Annotated in this window: 14 protein-coding genes and 1 pseudogene; 10 read left to right on the forward strand and 5 right to left on the reverse strand. The window is 69.6% G+C overall.

Features of this window, described 5'->3' with window-relative positions:
• The first annotated feature begins 1 nt into the window (after position 1).
• Complete coding sequence (gene thpR / locus ACIBU0_RS18070) at positions 2-574, forward strand: RNA 2',3'-cyclic phosphodiesterase (RefSeq protein WP_398818883.1); 573 nt, start codon at positions 2-4, stop codon at positions 572-574.
• Between the two features lie 175 nt (positions 575-749).
• On the opposite strand, the gene ACIBU0_RS18075 is transcribed toward thpR, so the two are convergent.
• The gene (locus ACIBU0_RS18075; protein WP_398818886.1) at positions 750-1742 is read right to left on the reverse strand and encodes an aldo/keto reductase; all 993 of its coding nucleotides are present in this window, start codon (positions 1740-1742) and stop codon (positions 750-752) included.
• A gap of 127 nt (positions 1743-1869) precedes the next feature.
• Between ACIBU0_RS18075 and ACIBU0_RS18080 the strand changes: the two genes are divergently transcribed.
• On the forward strand, positions 1870-2820 hold the full coding sequence (locus ACIBU0_RS18080; RefSeq protein ID WP_398818889.1) for a nuclear transport factor 2 family protein: 951 nt from the start codon (positions 1870-1872) through the stop codon (positions 2818-2820).
• Between the two features lie 79 nt (positions 2821-2899).
• Here the strand turns inward: ACIBU0_RS18080 and ACIBU0_RS18085 are convergent, their stop codons facing one another.
• Positions 2900-3631, reverse strand: coding sequence for a dienelactone hydrolase family protein (locus tag ACIBU0_RS18085; RefSeq protein ID WP_398818890.1), 732 nt, complete (start codon positions 3629-3631; stop codon positions 2900-2902).
• A gap of 240 nt (positions 3632-3871) precedes the next feature.
• On the opposite strand from ACIBU0_RS18085, the pseudogene ACIBU0_RS18090 reads away from it, so the two are divergent.
• Positions 3872-4327 (forward strand): annotated as a pseudogene (locus ACIBU0_RS18090) (DUF4111 domain-containing protein); the annotation flags it as partial.
• Here ACIBU0_RS18090 and ACIBU0_RS18095 read toward each other — a convergent pair.
• On the reverse strand, positions 4312-4995 hold the full coding sequence (locus ACIBU0_RS18095) for an SGNH/GDSL hydrolase family protein (protein WP_398818893.1): 684 nt from the start codon (positions 4993-4995) through the stop codon (positions 4312-4314). The pseudogene ACIBU0_RS18090 and the gene ACIBU0_RS18095 overlap by 16 nt on opposite strands.
• A gap of 152 nt (positions 4996-5147) precedes the next feature.
• Between ACIBU0_RS18095 and ACIBU0_RS18100 the strand changes: the two genes are divergently transcribed.
• From ACIBU0_RS18100 to ACIBU0_RS18110, 3 genes are all read left to right on the forward strand, one after another.
• Positions 5148-6122, forward strand: a complete 975-nt coding sequence (locus ACIBU0_RS18100) for a WD40 repeat domain-containing protein (RefSeq protein WP_398818895.1) — start codon at positions 5148-5150, stop codon at positions 6120-6122.
• Positions 6123-6244: 122 nt separating this feature from the next.
• The gene (locus ACIBU0_RS18105) at positions 6245-6871 is read left to right on the forward strand and encodes a hypothetical protein (RefSeq protein ID WP_398818897.1); all 627 of its coding nucleotides are present in this window, start codon (positions 6245-6247) and stop codon (positions 6869-6871) included.
• Complete coding sequence (locus tag ACIBU0_RS18110; RefSeq protein WP_398818899.1) at positions 6868-7422, forward strand: hypothetical protein; 555 nt, start codon at positions 6868-6870, stop codon at positions 7420-7422. The genes ACIBU0_RS18105 and ACIBU0_RS18110 overlap by 4 nt, the downstream gene beginning before the upstream one ends.
• Before the next feature lie 22 nt (positions 7423-7444).
• On the opposite strand, the gene ACIBU0_RS18115 is transcribed toward ACIBU0_RS18110, so the two are convergent.
• Together ACIBU0_RS18115 and ACIBU0_RS18120 are read right to left on the reverse strand one after the other, a co-directional pair.
• Complete coding sequence (locus ACIBU0_RS18115; protein WP_398818902.1) at positions 7445-7867, reverse strand: PPOX class F420-dependent oxidoreductase; 423 nt, start codon at positions 7865-7867, stop codon at positions 7445-7447.
• Entirely contained in the window at positions 7864-8727 is an 864-nt protein-coding gene (locus ACIBU0_RS18120) for a TetR/AcrR family transcriptional regulator (RefSeq protein WP_398818905.1), read from the reverse strand. The genes ACIBU0_RS18115 and ACIBU0_RS18120 overlap by 4 nt, the downstream gene beginning before the upstream one ends.
• Before the next feature lie 89 nt (positions 8728-8816).
• On the opposite strand from ACIBU0_RS18120, the gene ACIBU0_RS18125 reads away from it, so the two are divergent.
• The 4 genes from ACIBU0_RS18125 to ACIBU0_RS18140 all read left to right on the forward strand — a co-directional run bounded on the left by ACIBU0_RS18125 (position 8817) and on the right by ACIBU0_RS18140 (position 14078).
• A complete protein-coding gene (locus ACIBU0_RS18125) occupies positions 8817-9800 on the forward strand; it encodes an ATP-binding cassette domain-containing protein (protein ID WP_398818907.1) in 984 nt (327 codons plus the stop codon).
• Positions 9797-10618: an ABC transporter permease gene (locus ACIBU0_RS18130; protein WP_398818910.1), complete on the forward strand. Its 822-nt coding sequence runs from the start codon at positions 9797-9799 to the stop codon at positions 10616-10618. Before ACIBU0_RS18125 ends, ACIBU0_RS18130 begins: the two co-directional genes overlap by 4 nt.
• A gap of 132 nt (positions 10619-10750) precedes the next feature.
• Entirely contained in the window at positions 10751-12262 is a 1512-nt protein-coding gene (locus tag ACIBU0_RS18135; RefSeq protein ID WP_398818913.1) for a cellulase family glycosylhydrolase, read from the forward strand.
• Between the two features lie 235 nt (positions 12263-12497).
• Entirely contained in the window at positions 12498-14078 is a 1581-nt protein-coding gene (locus ACIBU0_RS18140; RefSeq protein WP_398818916.1) for an alpha/beta hydrolase, read from the forward strand.
• The last annotated feature ends 1 nt before the right edge of the window (position 14079 follow it).

Below are 14079 nucleotides of genomic sequence, written 5' to 3' on the forward strand. Positions count from 1 at the left end.
CATGAGACTCTTCGCCGCCGTGCTGCCCCCCGAGGAAGTGGCCGACCAACTCGCCTTCGAGGTCGCGCAGTTGAAGAAGCTGCCCGGTGCGGAAGGGCTGCGCTGGACCGGCCGCCCGGGATGGCACTTCACCCTCGCCTTCTTCGGCGAGGTCGACGACGACCTGGTGCCGGACCTGTCGGCCCGCCTGGAGCGCGCCGCTCACCGCACCGCCCGCTTCCGGCTGGCCCTGCGCGGCGGCGGCCAGTTCGGGCACGGGCGTGCCCTGTGGGCGGGCGCGGAGGGGGACCTGGCGACGATGCGGCTGCTGGCGGACCGCAGTGAGGCGGCGGCGCGCAAGGCCGGGGTGCCGATGGGGGAGCACCGGCGTTACCAGGCCCACCTGACGGTGGCGAGGAGCCGGTCCGCGGTGGACGTACGGCCGTATGTCGCGGCCCTGCACGACTTCACGAGCCGTACGTGGACGGTGGACGAGCTGGTGCTGGTGCGCAGCAACCTGCCGACCTCCGGGGTGGCGGGCGAGCAGCCCCGCTATGAGGCGGTCGCCCGCCGGCCGCTCGGCGGCGCCGGTTAGGCTCGTTTCCGTGGACCCGAAGACCCGGAACCGGATCATGGCCGGTGCGCTTGTGCTGATGTTCGTCGTGGTGGCTGTCGCGGCGGCGCTCGGCAGGTAGCGCACGTGCCCGGCCGGGAACAGCGCCGCCGCATCCCGTACGCGGCGGCGCGGTCCCGGCGTCAGGCGTGGCCCGTCACCAGGCGAAGGCCTCCGGGGACGGCCCCGGCCCCGGGAAGATCTCGTCCAGCCCCGTCAGCAGCTCCTCGCTCAGCTCCAGCTCGGCCGCACGCAGCGCGGACTCCAGCTGCCCGGCCGTGCGCGGGCCGACGATCGGGCCGGTCACGCCCGGGCGGGTGAGCAGCCAGGCCAGGGCCACCTCGCCGGGCTCCAGGCCGTGCTTGTCGAGCAGGTCCTCGTACGCCTGGATCTTGGCGCGTACGGCCGGATCGTTGAGGGACTCGGCGGCCCGCCCCGAGCTGCGGCGCCCGCCCTCGACCTCCTTCTTGATGACGCCGCCGAGCAGTCCGCCGTGCAGCGGCGACCAGGGAATGACCCCGAGCCCGTAGTCCTGTGCGGCCGGTATGACCTCCATCTCGGCGCGGCGCTCGAAGAGGTTGTACAGGCACTGCTCGCTGACCAGGCCGATGGTGCCGCCGCGCCGGGCGGCGATCTCGTTGGCCTGGGCGATCTTGTATCCCGGGAAGTTGGAGGACCCGACGTACAGGATCTTGCCCTGCTGGACGAGGACGTCGATGGCCTGCCAGATCTCCTCGAAGGGGGTGGCGCGGTCGATGTGGTGGAACTGGTAGACGTCGATGTGGTCGGTCTGCAGCCGCTTGAGCGACGCGTCCACGGCGCGCCGGATGTTCACGGCCGACAGCTTGTCGTGGTTGGGCCAGGCCGCGCCGTCCGGGCCCATGTTGCCGTACACCTTGGTGGCGACGACTACCTTGTCGCGGTTGCCGGCGCTCTTCGCGAACCAGTTCCCGATGATCGTCTCGGTACGGCCCTTGTTCTCGCCCCAGCCGTACACGTTGGCGGTGTCGAAGAAGTTGATGCCCGCGTCCAGCGCCGCGTCCATGATCGCGTGACTGTCGGCCTCGTCGGTCTGCGGGCCGAAGTTCATGGTGCCGAGGACGAGCCGGCTGACCTTGAGTCCCGTGCGTCCGAGCTGCGTGTACTCCATGGGTCCGCACCGTAACTGTGTGGAGTGCGCTCTAAGCAAGGGAGCTTGACGCTAACTCTCGGTTAGTGCTTTCCTGTGGCAAGCGTGAGCTTGAACTTTCAATATCCATGCCCGGAAAGAGAGCCCCATGCCCCCCACCACGCCTGTCCGTAAGGCACTTGTCGCTGTCCTGGCGTCCTCGGCCCTGCTGGGCGCCGCCGCCGTGCCCGCCGTCGCTGCTGTACCGGCCGCCTCCGCGCCGGCCGCCTCCGCCGGGCACGCCGGCTTCGGTTACGGCGACGCCGCCCGCCTCGGCTACCAGAAGTCCGTAGCCGTCCGTGTCCTCAAGGGCGTGTTCGAGCAGGGCGACACCGGGGTCGTCGACCGTTACGTCCGCCCGGACTACATCCAGCACAACCCGCTCGCGCCGGACGGTGCCGAGACGCTGAAGAACCTGGGCGTCGCCATCCACCAGCAGTTCCCGGACGCCCGGTACGACGTCAGGCGGGTCATCTCCGAGGGCGACCTGGTGCTGGTCCACTCGAATGTGGTGCTGACGCCGGACACGCGGGGAACCGCGGTCTTCGACATCTTCCGTTTCCAGGGCGGGAGGATCGCCGAGCACTGGGATGTGGGACAGGAGGTGCCGGAGTCCTCGGCCAACGGCAACGACATGTTCTCGACGGAGAGTTGGCCGCGGACGGAGCAGCCGGGGCCGCGGTGGTCGACCGGGTTCAACAAGAAGCTGGTCACCAAGGCCTTTGAGCAGCTCCTGGTGCACAAGGACCTGTCGGCGATCGACCGGTACTGGGGACCCGAGTACCACCAGCACAACCCGAACATCACGGATGGCGTGGCGGGCGTGAAGGCGGGGCTCGGGGGGTACTTCGAGGCGTTCCCGCAGTTGACGGTCACACCGAAGCGGGTGATCGCCGAGGGCGACCTGGTGGCGGTGCACAGCCACTATGTGAACGCGCCGGGGGAGCGGGGGCAGGCGATCGTGGATCTGTTCCGGGTGCGGGGCGGGAAGATCGTGGAGCACTGGGATGTGATCCAGGACGTGCCGGCGTCGTCCGCGAACGACAACACCATGTTCTAGTGCCGGTGTTCGCTGAACGCGCCGGTCGGGTACGGACCCCGACCGGCGCGCAGCGGACTACGGCCTACGGACTGGGATCTCAGCCGAGGTGCCGGGCGAAGAATCGCACCGCGCTGTCCAGCTCGAATGCCGGGATCTCCGCATGCTTGCCGGGGTTGGCGTGCAGCGTCTTCTCGGCCGAGCCCAAGGCGTCGAACAGGGCCAGGCCCTGGGCCCGCGGCACCCGCTCGTCGTCCCATTGCACCAGGAACTCCACCGGGACAGTGATCCGCGAGGCGACCTCAGCCGATGCCAGTGCCCCGCCCAGGCCCAGTACCGCCGCGCGGACCCGGGGTTCGGCGGCGACGAACGGAACGCCGAGTCCGCAGCCGAGTGATACGCCCCAGTAGCCGACGGGGCCGGTGCCGACGTACTCGAGTTGCTGGACCGCGTCCAACACCGCCCGCCATTCCGGGACGGTCTGGCGGGCCACCATCGCCTGGAAGCCGGCGATCAGCGGAGCGAGCTCCTCTCCGGCCTCGACGCGAGCCTGGTTCTCGGTCGCGATCCGGTCGTACTCCTCGTCCTTCGGCCGGTCACCGTGGCCGGGCACATCGACCGCGACCACCGCGAAACCGCACTCGACCACGAAGCGCCGCGCGCGGACGGCGATGCCAGGGGCCTTCTTGTGGTGACCGCCGCCGTGGCCCATGAGGATCAGGGGACGAGTACCGACTGCACCTTCCGGCGTCCAGAGCACGCCGGGGATCTCGCCGAGGGTGAAGAGCTGTTCGAAGACGCCGTCGGACGACGTCGCAGAGGTGAAGCGCATAGCGTTTCAAGCCTTTCGGGGTGCCTTACGCGGGCACTCCCGAGACCATGCGGGAGAGGGAGGCCCGACCTGTGACTGCGTTGATCGGTCTCACCTCCTCGGGTCGTTTGCGGCGCACGGCGGCACTAAAGGTATCAGTGGGAAAGGGAGTTGAGGAAGATCATCCAGGTGGTGGGGGTGGACGGTCCCGTCCTCGTGGCGGCGGCGACGGCGTATGCGGTCCTCTTCGGACCGTAGTTGTGGTGGGCCGTCGACTACGAGCGGGGCTTCGTCCCCGCGCGCGAGCCCATGCCCGACCTCGCCCCTCTCCTCACCATGGCCCTGAATGGCGACGCACCACCCCTCCACGGCCCGCCGCCCGCCGACCTCCTCGACCCGGTCCCGCACGAGGACCTCCGGCGGGCCGTCGTCGCCGGTGTCCCGCAGCTCGTCGCCGAACTCGACACCGACACCCGCAACGTCCTGCTCACCCTCGCCCGCGTGTGGACCACCCTCGCCACCGGCGCCATCCGCTCGAAGGACGCCGCCGCCGACTGGGCACTGCCGCGACTACCGGCGGAGCACCGGCCCGTGCTGGCACACGCGCGTGCCGTCCACCTGGGGGAGCGGACCGAGAACTGGACCGGTCTGCGACGCGGCATCCGGCCCTGCGTCGGCTTCCTCGTCCGGGCCATCGGCGATCAGACGAGCTCGTAGGGCTCCGCGACCCCCCACGCCTGGTGCATGGCGTCCGCGAACGCCGCCGCGATCTTGTGCTCGCCGCTCGCGTTCGGGTGCGTGCCGTCGTACGTGTCGAGGTGGATGTCGTACGAGGGCGGGGGCGAGGCCAGCAGGAGGGGGGAGCGTGGCTCGTCCAGGTCCGCGACCGTCTTGGCCAGCAGTTCGTTGAAGCGGTTCACCTGTGCCGCGAAGGGCGCGTCGGATGCGGCGCGGACATTCGGGATCACCGGGAGGACGACCATCCGGACGCGCGGGTTGGCCGCGCGCGCCCCGGCCACGAAAGCCCGGGCGTTCTCCGCCGTCTGCTCCGCGTTGGTGTAGAAGCCCAGGTCGATCAGGCCCAGCGACACCAGCAGCACATCCGCCCGGCACGACCGCACCGCCTCGCCGATCAGCGGTGCCATGTGCAGCCAGCCCTCGCCCCAGCCGGCGAGATGGGCGCGGGGGAACGCCGGGTCGGGGTCGGCGTACTCGTACGACGTGGGCGCGTCCATCGCCTTGTCGTACAGCGTCTCGCGCGGGCCGACGAGGGCGAACGGGCCGCCGTACGTCTCACGCAGGTGCTGCCACATGCGGTAGCGCCACGTGTGTTCGCCGGCGCTGCCGATGGTCATGGAGTCGCCGACGGGCATGAACCTGAGCATCCGCACATGATGGACGATCGCTACCCGGCGGTAGGGGCGGGAGGGGTGTGAAGCCGGACACGCCCCCGGGAATTCACCCCCCTGGCCAGTCTTCTGCCGCGCAATCCGCACCCCGCCTCCGCATCATCGGGCCGGATGGCAGGCTTGAGGGCATGCGTCGACCGCTCGCCATCCTCGCCGGAGTCCTCCTCACCGGTGCGCTCACCCTTCCCGCGTCCGCCGCCGACGGGAACGAGGACTTCACGATCAAGGACCCGCGCATCACCGAGTCCAGCGGGCTGGCCGCCTCCCGTCAGCACCCGGGCATCTACTGGACGCACAACGACCAGGACAAGGGCGCCTACCTCTACGCCGTCGACAGCAGCACGGGCGAGACCGTGGCGACGATCACCATGACCGGGGTGGGCACCCCGCGCGATGTAGAGGCGATCTCCATGGGTCCGGACAATCAGCTGTATGTCGGCGACATAGGCGACAACGACGGCGTGAAGTGGCCCTATGTGTGGGTCTATCGACTGCCCGAGCCCACACAACTCAAGGACCAGACCATCCGTGCCACGCAGTACGTGGTGAAGTACTCCGACGGGCCCCGTGACGCGGAGTCGCTCGTCGTGCACCCCAAGACCGGGCGCGTCTACATCATCGACAAGCAGGAGGACGGCGGGCACCTGTACGAGGGCCCGGCCGAGCTCTCCCCCTCCGGGACCAACGTGTTCAAGCCCGCCGCCCCCGTCGATATGTGGGCCACCGACGCCGCCTTCTCCCCGGACGGCAAGACGCTGGCCGTACGCGGCTACTTCGGCGGGATCGCCTACGACTGGAACGGCGGCAGGCTCAAGCGGCTGGAGCGCATCAGCGTGCCCATCGGGCAGGGGGAGTCCGCCAGTTACTCGGCCGACGGGACCAAGCTGATGCTCGGCAGCGAGGGCGCCGGCAGCGCGGTGGTGGCGAAGGACGCCCCCGGGGGCGCAGGGTCCTCCGACTCGTCCTCCGGCAGCGGGAGTTCGGCCTCCTCCGGCGGTGACGGTGGCGGTGGCACCAACGGTGACATCAAGGTCGGCGCCGTCGCGGTGGTCGTGGCCTGTGTCGTCCTCTACGGGCTGCGGAAGGTGCGGCGCCGGGGCTGAGCTTGCTGGTCATGGCGTCGCAAGTGCAGTGCGCGCGCGGTGCAGTTGGCGTGCAGTTGCGGTGCACATGCCTGCAGGTGCGAACACATGTGGTCCATGGGCGCCATGTATGGTGCCGCCACATGGATCTTCCGCCCATAGCACCTGACGTCGCGCAGGTGCTCAAGCACAACCGCACGGTGTTGTACCGGCACATAGCCACGCGCCTCACGCTCGCCGCGGCCCTGTGCGCGGTGCCGTTCGTGGCGCACTCGGTAGGCTATGACGCCGCTCTGCCCGCGTTCGGCATCCCGGCCGCGTTCTTCGTACTGATCTTCCTGTTGCTCCGGCTGCGCCACGGTTCGCGGATGAAGGTGTGCGAGAAGGTGCTGCGCACCTACCCCCTGGAGTACCGCACCCGGGTGTCCAGGAAGGGTTCCCAGTGGATGTACCTCGGCACGGTGCACACCGTCCGGCTGTCGGTGCGCGGACAGCACGGCGCGCCGTCGCTGCGCGCGCTCAACGCCTCGACGGTCCGCCGCTGGCCGGAGCAGGCCGAGAAGGGCGGAGCCTGGTTCGCCGGTGACCCGGACTTCGGCGGCGTCATGGTCCTGCCGGGCAGCAACGACATGTTCTTCGTGCAGCCCGCGGACTGGCGGAAACACGAGCAGGAACGCGCCGAGGCCGGCCCGGAGCGTCGGGCGCTCGCCGAACAGGCGGGCATCTCCGGGCTGTTGGAGAAGGAACCGAACATCACGGTGGGCGGATGAAGCGCGTACTCGGCTGGGTGAGCGGTGTCCTCCTGGCCCTCGTCATGACCTTCTGGTGCGTCACCGCGACCGCCGACCTGGCGCTGTCCGCAGGGATCTACGGCACTCCCGGCACGTACAAGGTGGAGGACTGCTACGACACCGACGACAGCCGTAAGAACTCCGACTACGCCTGCCACGGCGACTTCACGCCGGACGGCGGCACCGCCGACGACGCCGTGTACGTGCGTCTCACCGACACCGGGCACGACTACCCGGACGGCAGCACCTTCGACGCGCGGCAGGGAATCGAGCCGGACACGATTCAGCGGGCCGGGTTCTGGGGCGTCGTGGGCGAACTCTGGCAGGTCGCGATCAGCATCGCCGTCCTCGCCGTCCTCGCGTACCAGGCGATCAAGCCGCACGGGGAGGCCGCCCAGCGCCGCGAGGCCCACCGCCGGGAGCCGTCGCGGCGCCAGAAGGTGGCCGACGGTTTCGGCTCCGTCGTAGTGATCGCCGGCGCCGTGGCCATCCTGAGCTGGATCGCCATGCTTGTGGAGCCGAGGCCCTAGGTGTGCTGTCCGGACGGCACACCTAGACGGAGGGCCCCGTCGTCTCCTCCATCGGCCGCACCTCGTAGTGCAGCGTCGACGTCCTCATCAGCCGGTGTGTCAGTGGCACCACCATCCCCTGCAGGACGGGGTGCTTGTGCCGCAGCAGTTTCGCCGCGTGCCGGTCCTCCGGGCTGCCGGGGTCCAGCAGCCGGGCCCGGGCGTGGATCTCCGGTCCGGTGGGGTGGCCGCGGTAGGTGGACGGGGCGATCTCGACCTCGGGGTTCCGGCGGATCCGCTTGACCTTGCCCGCTCTGCCGGGGGTGCGGAAGTACGCATGGTCGCCGTCGACGGCGATGCTCACGGCGGTGCCGACGCCCGTGCCGTCCTTGCGGTGGCTGGTGAGACGGACGGCCCACTGCTTGACGAGGGGAGCGAGCTCGGGGCTCGTAGGCGCAGTGCTCATGTCTCCATGGAGGCACCGCCGGCGCCGCCTGTCATCCCGTCCGCTGCCGACGCGTCCGGTGCCGGCCCCTCCGCCGGTGTCCCCCCGCGCCCGGCCACGAAGACCTCCAGCCCGTCCAGGATCCGCTGCAGCCCGAACTCGAAGTGGTCGAAGCCGGGACCCCAGGTGTCCTCGTCGAGGGACGCGAGGAGGGGATAGCGGCCGGACGCCATGATCTTCTCCAGCATCGGGGCCTGGACCTGCCAGAACTCCGTGTCCGTCAGGCCCGTCCGGTGCTCCGCCTCCCGCTGGTACAACTGGGTGCGCGCCGCCCCGACGACGTATCCGTCGATCATGATGACCGCCGAGACCAGCTCGGGATCGGTCAGGCCCATGGGCTTGATACGGCTGAGCACCTTCTCCATGCCGTCGAGGGCGCTCGGGCCCAGGATCGGGCGGGACTGGTTGACCTGGAGCAGCCAGGGGTGGCGCTGGTAGAGCGCGAGGGTCGCGCGTCCCAGGGCCTCCAGGGCCGAGCGCCAGGAGCCGTCGCCGAGGTCGGCGGGGTTCTCGGAGGGGCGCTGGACGCGGTCCAGCATCAGGTCGAGCAGCTCCGCCTTGCCGGGGACGTACCGGTACAGCGACATCGTGCCGGTGCCCAGCTCGGCGGCGACCCGGCGCATGGACACCGACTCCAGGCCCTCCGTGTCCGCGACACGGACGGCCGCTTCCACGATCTGGTCCAGGGTGAGGGTCGGCTTGGGGCCGCGGCTCGGGCGCCGGCCCGTGTCCCAGAGCAACTCCAGCGTGCGGACGATGTCGCCGCTGCCGCTGGTCTCCGTGCCGCCGGTACCGCTCGTGCCGCCCTTGCCGCTCGTCATGCCGTTCAGCTTAAGCCCTTCGGAAAAAAACTGAGTACGGCGTACGCGTAATCGGGTACGCTGTACTCAATTAATCGAAAGGGGGACCCATGACCGACGACGGATACGCGGTACGGGCCGAGGGCCTGGAGAAGCGCTACGGCGAGAAGCGCGCCCTCGACGGCTTCGACCTGGCCGTCCGCGAGGGGACGGTGCACGGCCTGCTCGGGCCGAACGGCGCGGGCAAGACCACGGCCGTCCGCATCCTGTCCACGCTGATCAGGCTGGACGGCGGCCGGGCGACGGTGGCCGGCCTGGACGTGGCCCGGCAGTCGCGCGAGGTGCGGGCGCGTATCGGGCTCACCGGGCAGTACGCGGCCGTGGACGAGGTGCTCACCGGCCGGCAGAACCTGGAGATGTTCGGCCGGCTCTTCCACCTGGGCGGCAAGCGGGCCAAGGTGCGTGCCACGGAACTGCTGGAGCAGTTCGATCTGACCGACGCCGCCGACCGGGGCGTCGGCAAGTACAGCGGCGGTATGCGGCGCCGCCTCGACCTCGCGGCGTCGATGATCCTCGCCCCGGCCGTCCTCTTCCTCGACGAGCCGACGACGGGGCTCGACCCCCGAAGCCGGGGTGAGGTCTGGGAATCCGTCCGGGCGTTGGTGGCCGGCGGCACGACGGTCCTGCTGACCACGCAGTACCTGGAGGAGGCCGACAAGCTGGCGTCCCGCATCACCGTCATCGACCAGGGCCGGGCCATCGCCGACGACACCCCGGACGGGCTCAAGAACCTCGTCGGCGGCGACCGTATCGAGGTCGTCGTCGCCGAACGGGCCGACATCCCGCAGGTGACGAAGGTCGTCGCCCGGGTCTCGGACGGCGAACCCGAGGCGGAAGAGGGCGAGTTGCGGGTGCACGCACCGGTGCTCGACCGGGTCGCCGCCCTGACGGAGGTCGCCCGGACGCTGCAGGACGAGGGCGTCCAGGTCGAGGACATCGGGCTGCGCAGGCCGAGCCTGGACGACGTGTTCCTGCGCCTGACCGGACACCGCACGGAAGCCACGGAGACGACACAAGCCAAGGAGGCGGCATGACCACCCTCGACCTTGCCGCGAAGAGCACGCACGGCCGTGCGTACTGGATCCTCGCCGACGTCGGGAACATCGTCCGCCGCGGCCTGACCCACTACCAGCGCCAGCCGGTCAACATCGCCTGGCAGCTGGGCTTTCCGATCCTGTCCGTCCTCCTCTACGGCTATGTCTTCGGCAGCGCGATGAAGGTGCCCGGCGGCGGGGACTACCAGGACTTCCTGATGCCGGGCATGTTCGTGATGACGATGGCGTTCGGCTTCATCAACACCGCGACGGTCGTCGTCCACGACTCGACGAAGGGCGTCATCGACCGGTTCCGCTCCATGCCGATGGCGGCGTCCGCGGTGGTGGCCGGGCGCGGCGTGACGGACCTGATCATCGCCTGTGCCGAGCTGGCGATCATGATGCTCACCGCCTTCGCGATGGGCTGGCGGCCGGACGGCGGCTTCGGCTTCCTCGCGGCCTTCGGGCTGCTGCTGTGGCTGCGCTTCGCGCTGATCTGGATCGGGGTGTGGCTGGGGCTGCTGGTCCCCAACCCGGAGGCGGCGGGCGGCCTGTTCGCCGTCGCCTTCCCGCTGACGATGATCTCCAGCATCTACGTCGCGCCGCAGCTGATGCCCGACTGGCTGGGCTGGGTGGCGGCCTGGAACCCGATCTCCTCCACCGCCGCGGCCGCCCGGGACCTGTTCGGTACGCCGGTCGGGGGCGGGGGCTCCTGGGTCGAGCGGCATGCGCTGCTGATGGCGGGCGTGTGGCCGGTGATCCTCACGGCGGTCTTCCTGCCGCTGGCGGTGCGGAGGTTCCAGAAGCTGAGCCGGTGACGCCCCGCCTCGGAGCGGCGAATTGACGCCGGGTGCTTGACGTGTCCATGTGACCTGACTTCCATGGGAGGTGCGGGGGGTGGGAGCGCTCCCATCCGTTCCGGGCCCGCGCCTCCGAGAGGAAGCAGCGACATGTTCCGCAGCTTGCGAAGAGCGCTGAGCGCCGCCGTCGCGGCGCTCGCGCTCGTCCTACCGCTGGGGCTCGGTGCGCAGACCGCACACGCGGCGGAGCCCGGCGCCGGCTACTGGCACACCAGCGGCCGGCAGATCCTGGACGCGGCCGGGCAGCCGGTCCGGATCGCCGGGATCAACTGGTTCGGCTTCGAGACCGGCAACCACGTCGTCCACGGCCTGTGGAGCCGGGACTACAAGAGCATGCTCGACCAGATGAGATCGCTGGGCTACAACACCCTCCGCCTGCCCTTCAGCGATGACATCCTCAAGCCCGGCACCCTGCCGGACAGCATCAACTTCGCCGACGGCAAGAACGCCGATCTGCAAGGGCTGACCTCGGTGCAGGTCATGGACAGGATCGTGGCGTACGCCGGCCGAATCGGCCTGAAGATCGTCCTGGACCGGCATCGTCCCGACTCGGGCGGGCAGTCGGCGCTCTGGTACACGAGCGCGGTGCCGGAATCGACGTGGATCGCCGATCTCAAGGCGCTGGCGACGCGTTACAAGGGCGACAGCACCGTCATCGGCATCGACCTGCACAACGAGCCCCACGACCCGGCCTGCTGGGGCTGCGGCGACACGGCACGCGACTGGCGGCTCGCCGCCCAGCGCGCCGGGAACGCCGTCCTGTCGGTCAACCCGGAACTGTTGATCATGGTCGAGGGCGTCCAGTCCTTCAACGGCGTCAGCGGCTGGTGGGGCGGCAATCTGATGGGCGTGGCCCAGTACCCGGTGCAGCTCGACGTGCCCAACCGGCTGGTCTACTCCGCCCATGACTACGCGACGAGCGTGGCCCAGCAACCCTGGTTCGGCGATCCGTCGTTCCCCGACAACATGCCGGGTGTCTGGGACAGGTACTGGGGCTACATCTTCAAGCAGAACATCGCGCCCGTGTGGGTCGGCGAATTCGGTACGACCCTGCAGTCGACGGTGGACCAGAAGTGGCTGGCGGCACTGGTGACGTACCTGCGGTCGACGTCGGCGTACGGCGCCGACAGCTTCCACTGGACCTTCTGGTCGTGGAACCCCAACTCCGGTGACACGGGCGGCATCCTGAAGGACGACTGGTCGACCGTGGACACCGTCAAGGACGGGTATCTGGCGAGCGTCAAGGCCCCCGGATTTCCCGGCACGGGCAGTCCTGGCGGGGGCGACCCCGGTGGGGGCACGGCCTCGTGCAGCGCCGCGTACACCGTCAGCAGCGACTGGGGCGGCGGGTTCAACGCCGAGGTGAAGGTGACCAACAGCGGCACGACCGCCCTCAAGTCCTGGAAGGTGACCTGGACCTGGAGCGGCTCGCAGAGGGTCACGTCGATGTGGAACGCGTCGTACACCCAGTCCGGCGCCACCGTCACCGCCTCGAACGCCGATCACAACGGGGCGGTCCCCGTGGGCGGTTCGGCGAGCTTGGGGTTCGGTGGCGCGCCTGGAGGAGGGGGTGTGCCGGTGGTGAGCTGTACGGCGACCTGACCGTCGTACGGGCGGAGGGCGCCCGGTGCTCGCCGAGCGCCCTCATCGGCGGGGGCGGCATGCCCGAATCGGGTCAACTGACCATTTCTGTGGATAACTTGAGAGCTTCCAATGACTCAATTCGGTCAAGTCCTGGTCGAATAAGTTCTTTCGCGGTGTGCTCTTCCGGAACGATGCGGCACACGGCCCGCGAACGCGCGGGCCTGAACCCCCCTCACCGTTGCGAGAGAATTCCATGAGAAGAAGCGCAGCCGTGCTGTGCGGCGCCACCGTCGTCGTGGCCGGGACGCTCACCGCCGTCCCCGCCAACGCCAACGCGTCGGACTCCGTGAACACCGTCCGGGCCGCCGCACAGGTCACCTGGAAGAAGTGCGCCACGGACGACTACCCGACGCTGCAGTGCGCGTCGGTGAAGGTGCCGCTCAACTACGCGAAGCCGAGCGGGAAGAAGATCACGCTGGCGCTGTCCCGTGTGCCGCACACCGGGGACAAGTACCAGGGCCCGTTGCTGGTCAACCCGGGCGGCCCCGGCGGCAGTGGCCTGACGCTGGCCGGGTTCGTCGCCTCCAGCCTGCCCAAGGAGGTCGCGGCCCAGTACGATGTCATCGGCTTCGACCCGCGCGGGGTGGGCAAGAGCAAGCCCGCCCTGGACTGCAAGCCCGGTTACTTCAACCCGGTGCGCCCGGACTCCGTGCCCAGCACGCCCGCGATCGAGAAGGCCAACCTCTCGCGCGCCAAGTCCTTCGCCAAGGCCTGCGGCACGAAGTACAAGGACGTCCTGCCGTACATCAACACCGTCAGTGCCGCGAAGGACATGGACTCGATCCGCAAGGCACTCGGCGCCAAGAAGATCAACTACTTCGGTTACTCGTACGGCACCTACCTCGGCGCGGTCTACGCCAAGCTGTACCCCGAGCGGGTGCGGCGCCTGGTGCTGGACTCGATCGTCGACCCGACGGGCGTCTGGTACGAGGACAACATCGGGCAGGACTACGCCTTCGACGCCCGCCACAAGGCGCTCATGGCGTGGATCGCCAAGTACGACTCCACCTACAAGCTGGGCACCGACCCGGCGAAGGTCGAGGCCAAGTGGTACGCGATGCGGGCGGCCCTGGCCAAGAAGCCCGCGGGCGGCAAGGTGGGCGCCTCCGAGCTGGAGGACATCTTCATACCCGGTGGCTACAACAACGGCTACTGGCCGACCCTCGCCAAGGTGTTCGCGGCGTACGTGAACGACAAGGACGAGGCCGCGGTGGTCAAGGCGTACGAGAACATCGCCGCCGTCGACGCCTCCGGAGACAACGGCTACAGCATCTACACCGCGGTGCAGTGCCGTGACGTGGCCTGGCCGCGCGACTGGAACCAGTGGCGCAAGGACAACTGGGCGGTGTACGAGAAGGCGCCGTTCATGGCCTGGAACAACGCCTGGTACAACGCGCCGTGCGCCTTCTGGCCGACGAAGTCGCTGAAGCCGGTGAACGTCGCCAACACCAAGCTGCCGCCGGTGCTGCTCTTCCAGGCGACGGACGACGCGGCCACCCCGTACCAGGGCGGTGTCACCGTCCACAAGCTGCTCAAGAACTCCAGCCTGGTGGTCGAGCAGGGCGGCGGCAACCACGGCATCTCGCTGAGCGGTAACTCCTGCCTCGACAAGTACCTGGCGACGTACCTCACCAACGGCAAGGTGCCGCACGGCAGCGGCACGGCCGACGCCGTCTGCCAGAAGCTGCCCGACCCGAAGCCGCAGACCACGGCGTCGGCGTCGCGCGCCGAGGCCGGCTCCACGCTGCACGGCATGCTCGGCTTCCGCGGCTGAG

It is taken from the genome of Streptomyces sp. NPDC049627, assembly GCF_044465645.1.
Lineage (GTDB): Bacteria > Actinomycetota > Actinomycetes > Streptomycetales > Streptomycetaceae > Streptomyces.

Bases quoted from the DNA above. Each gene is read 5' to 3' on its own strand.
- thpR (WP_398818883.1), top strand. From the start codon at position 2: ATGAGACTCTTCGCCGCCGTGCTGCCCCCCGAGGAAGTGGCCGACCAA.
- ACIBU0_RS18075 (WP_398818886.1), bottom strand. From the start codon at position 1,742: ATGGAGTACACGCAGCTCGGACGCACGGGACTCAAGGTCAGCCGGCTC.
- ACIBU0_RS18080 (WP_398818889.1), top strand. From the start codon at position 1,870: ATGCCCCCCACCACGCCTGTCCGTAAGGCACTTGTCGCTGTCCTGGCG.
- ACIBU0_RS18085 (WP_398818890.1), bottom strand. From the start codon at position 3,631: ATGCGCTTCACCTCTGCGACGTCGTCCGACGGCGTCTTCGAACAGCTC.
- ACIBU0_RS18095 (WP_398818893.1), bottom strand. From the start codon at position 4,995: ATGCTCAGGTTCATGCCCGTCGGCGACTCCATGACCATCGGCAGCGCC.
- ACIBU0_RS18100 (WP_398818895.1), top strand. From the start codon at position 5,148: ATGCGTCGACCGCTCGCCATCCTCGCCGGAGTCCTCCTCACCGGTGCG.
- ACIBU0_RS18105 (WP_398818897.1), top strand. From the start codon at position 6,245: ATGGATCTTCCGCCCATAGCACCTGACGTCGCGCAGGTGCTCAAGCAC.
- ACIBU0_RS18110 (WP_398818899.1), top strand. From the start codon at position 6,868: ATGAAGCGCGTACTCGGCTGGGTGAGCGGTGTCCTCCTGGCCCTCGTC.
- ACIBU0_RS18115 (WP_398818902.1), bottom strand. From the start codon at position 7,867: ATGAGCACTGCGCCTACGAGCCCCGAGCTCGCTCCCCTCGTCAAGCAG.
- ACIBU0_RS18120 (WP_398818905.1), bottom strand. From the start codon at position 8,727: ATGACGAGCGGCAAGGGCGGCACGAGCGGTACCGGCGGCACGGAGACC.
- ACIBU0_RS18125 (WP_398818907.1), top strand. From the start codon at position 8,817: ATGACCGACGACGGATACGCGGTACGGGCCGAGGGCCTGGAGAAGCGC.
- ACIBU0_RS18130 (WP_398818910.1), top strand. From the start codon at position 9,797: ATGACCACCCTCGACCTTGCCGCGAAGAGCACGCACGGCCGTGCGTAC.
- ACIBU0_RS18135 (WP_398818913.1), top strand. From the start codon at position 10,751: ATGTTCCGCAGCTTGCGAAGAGCGCTGAGCGCCGCCGTCGCGGCGCTC.
- ACIBU0_RS18140 (WP_398818916.1), top strand. From the start codon at position 12,498: ATGAGAAGAAGCGCAGCCGTGCTGTGCGGCGCCACCGTCGTCGTGGCC.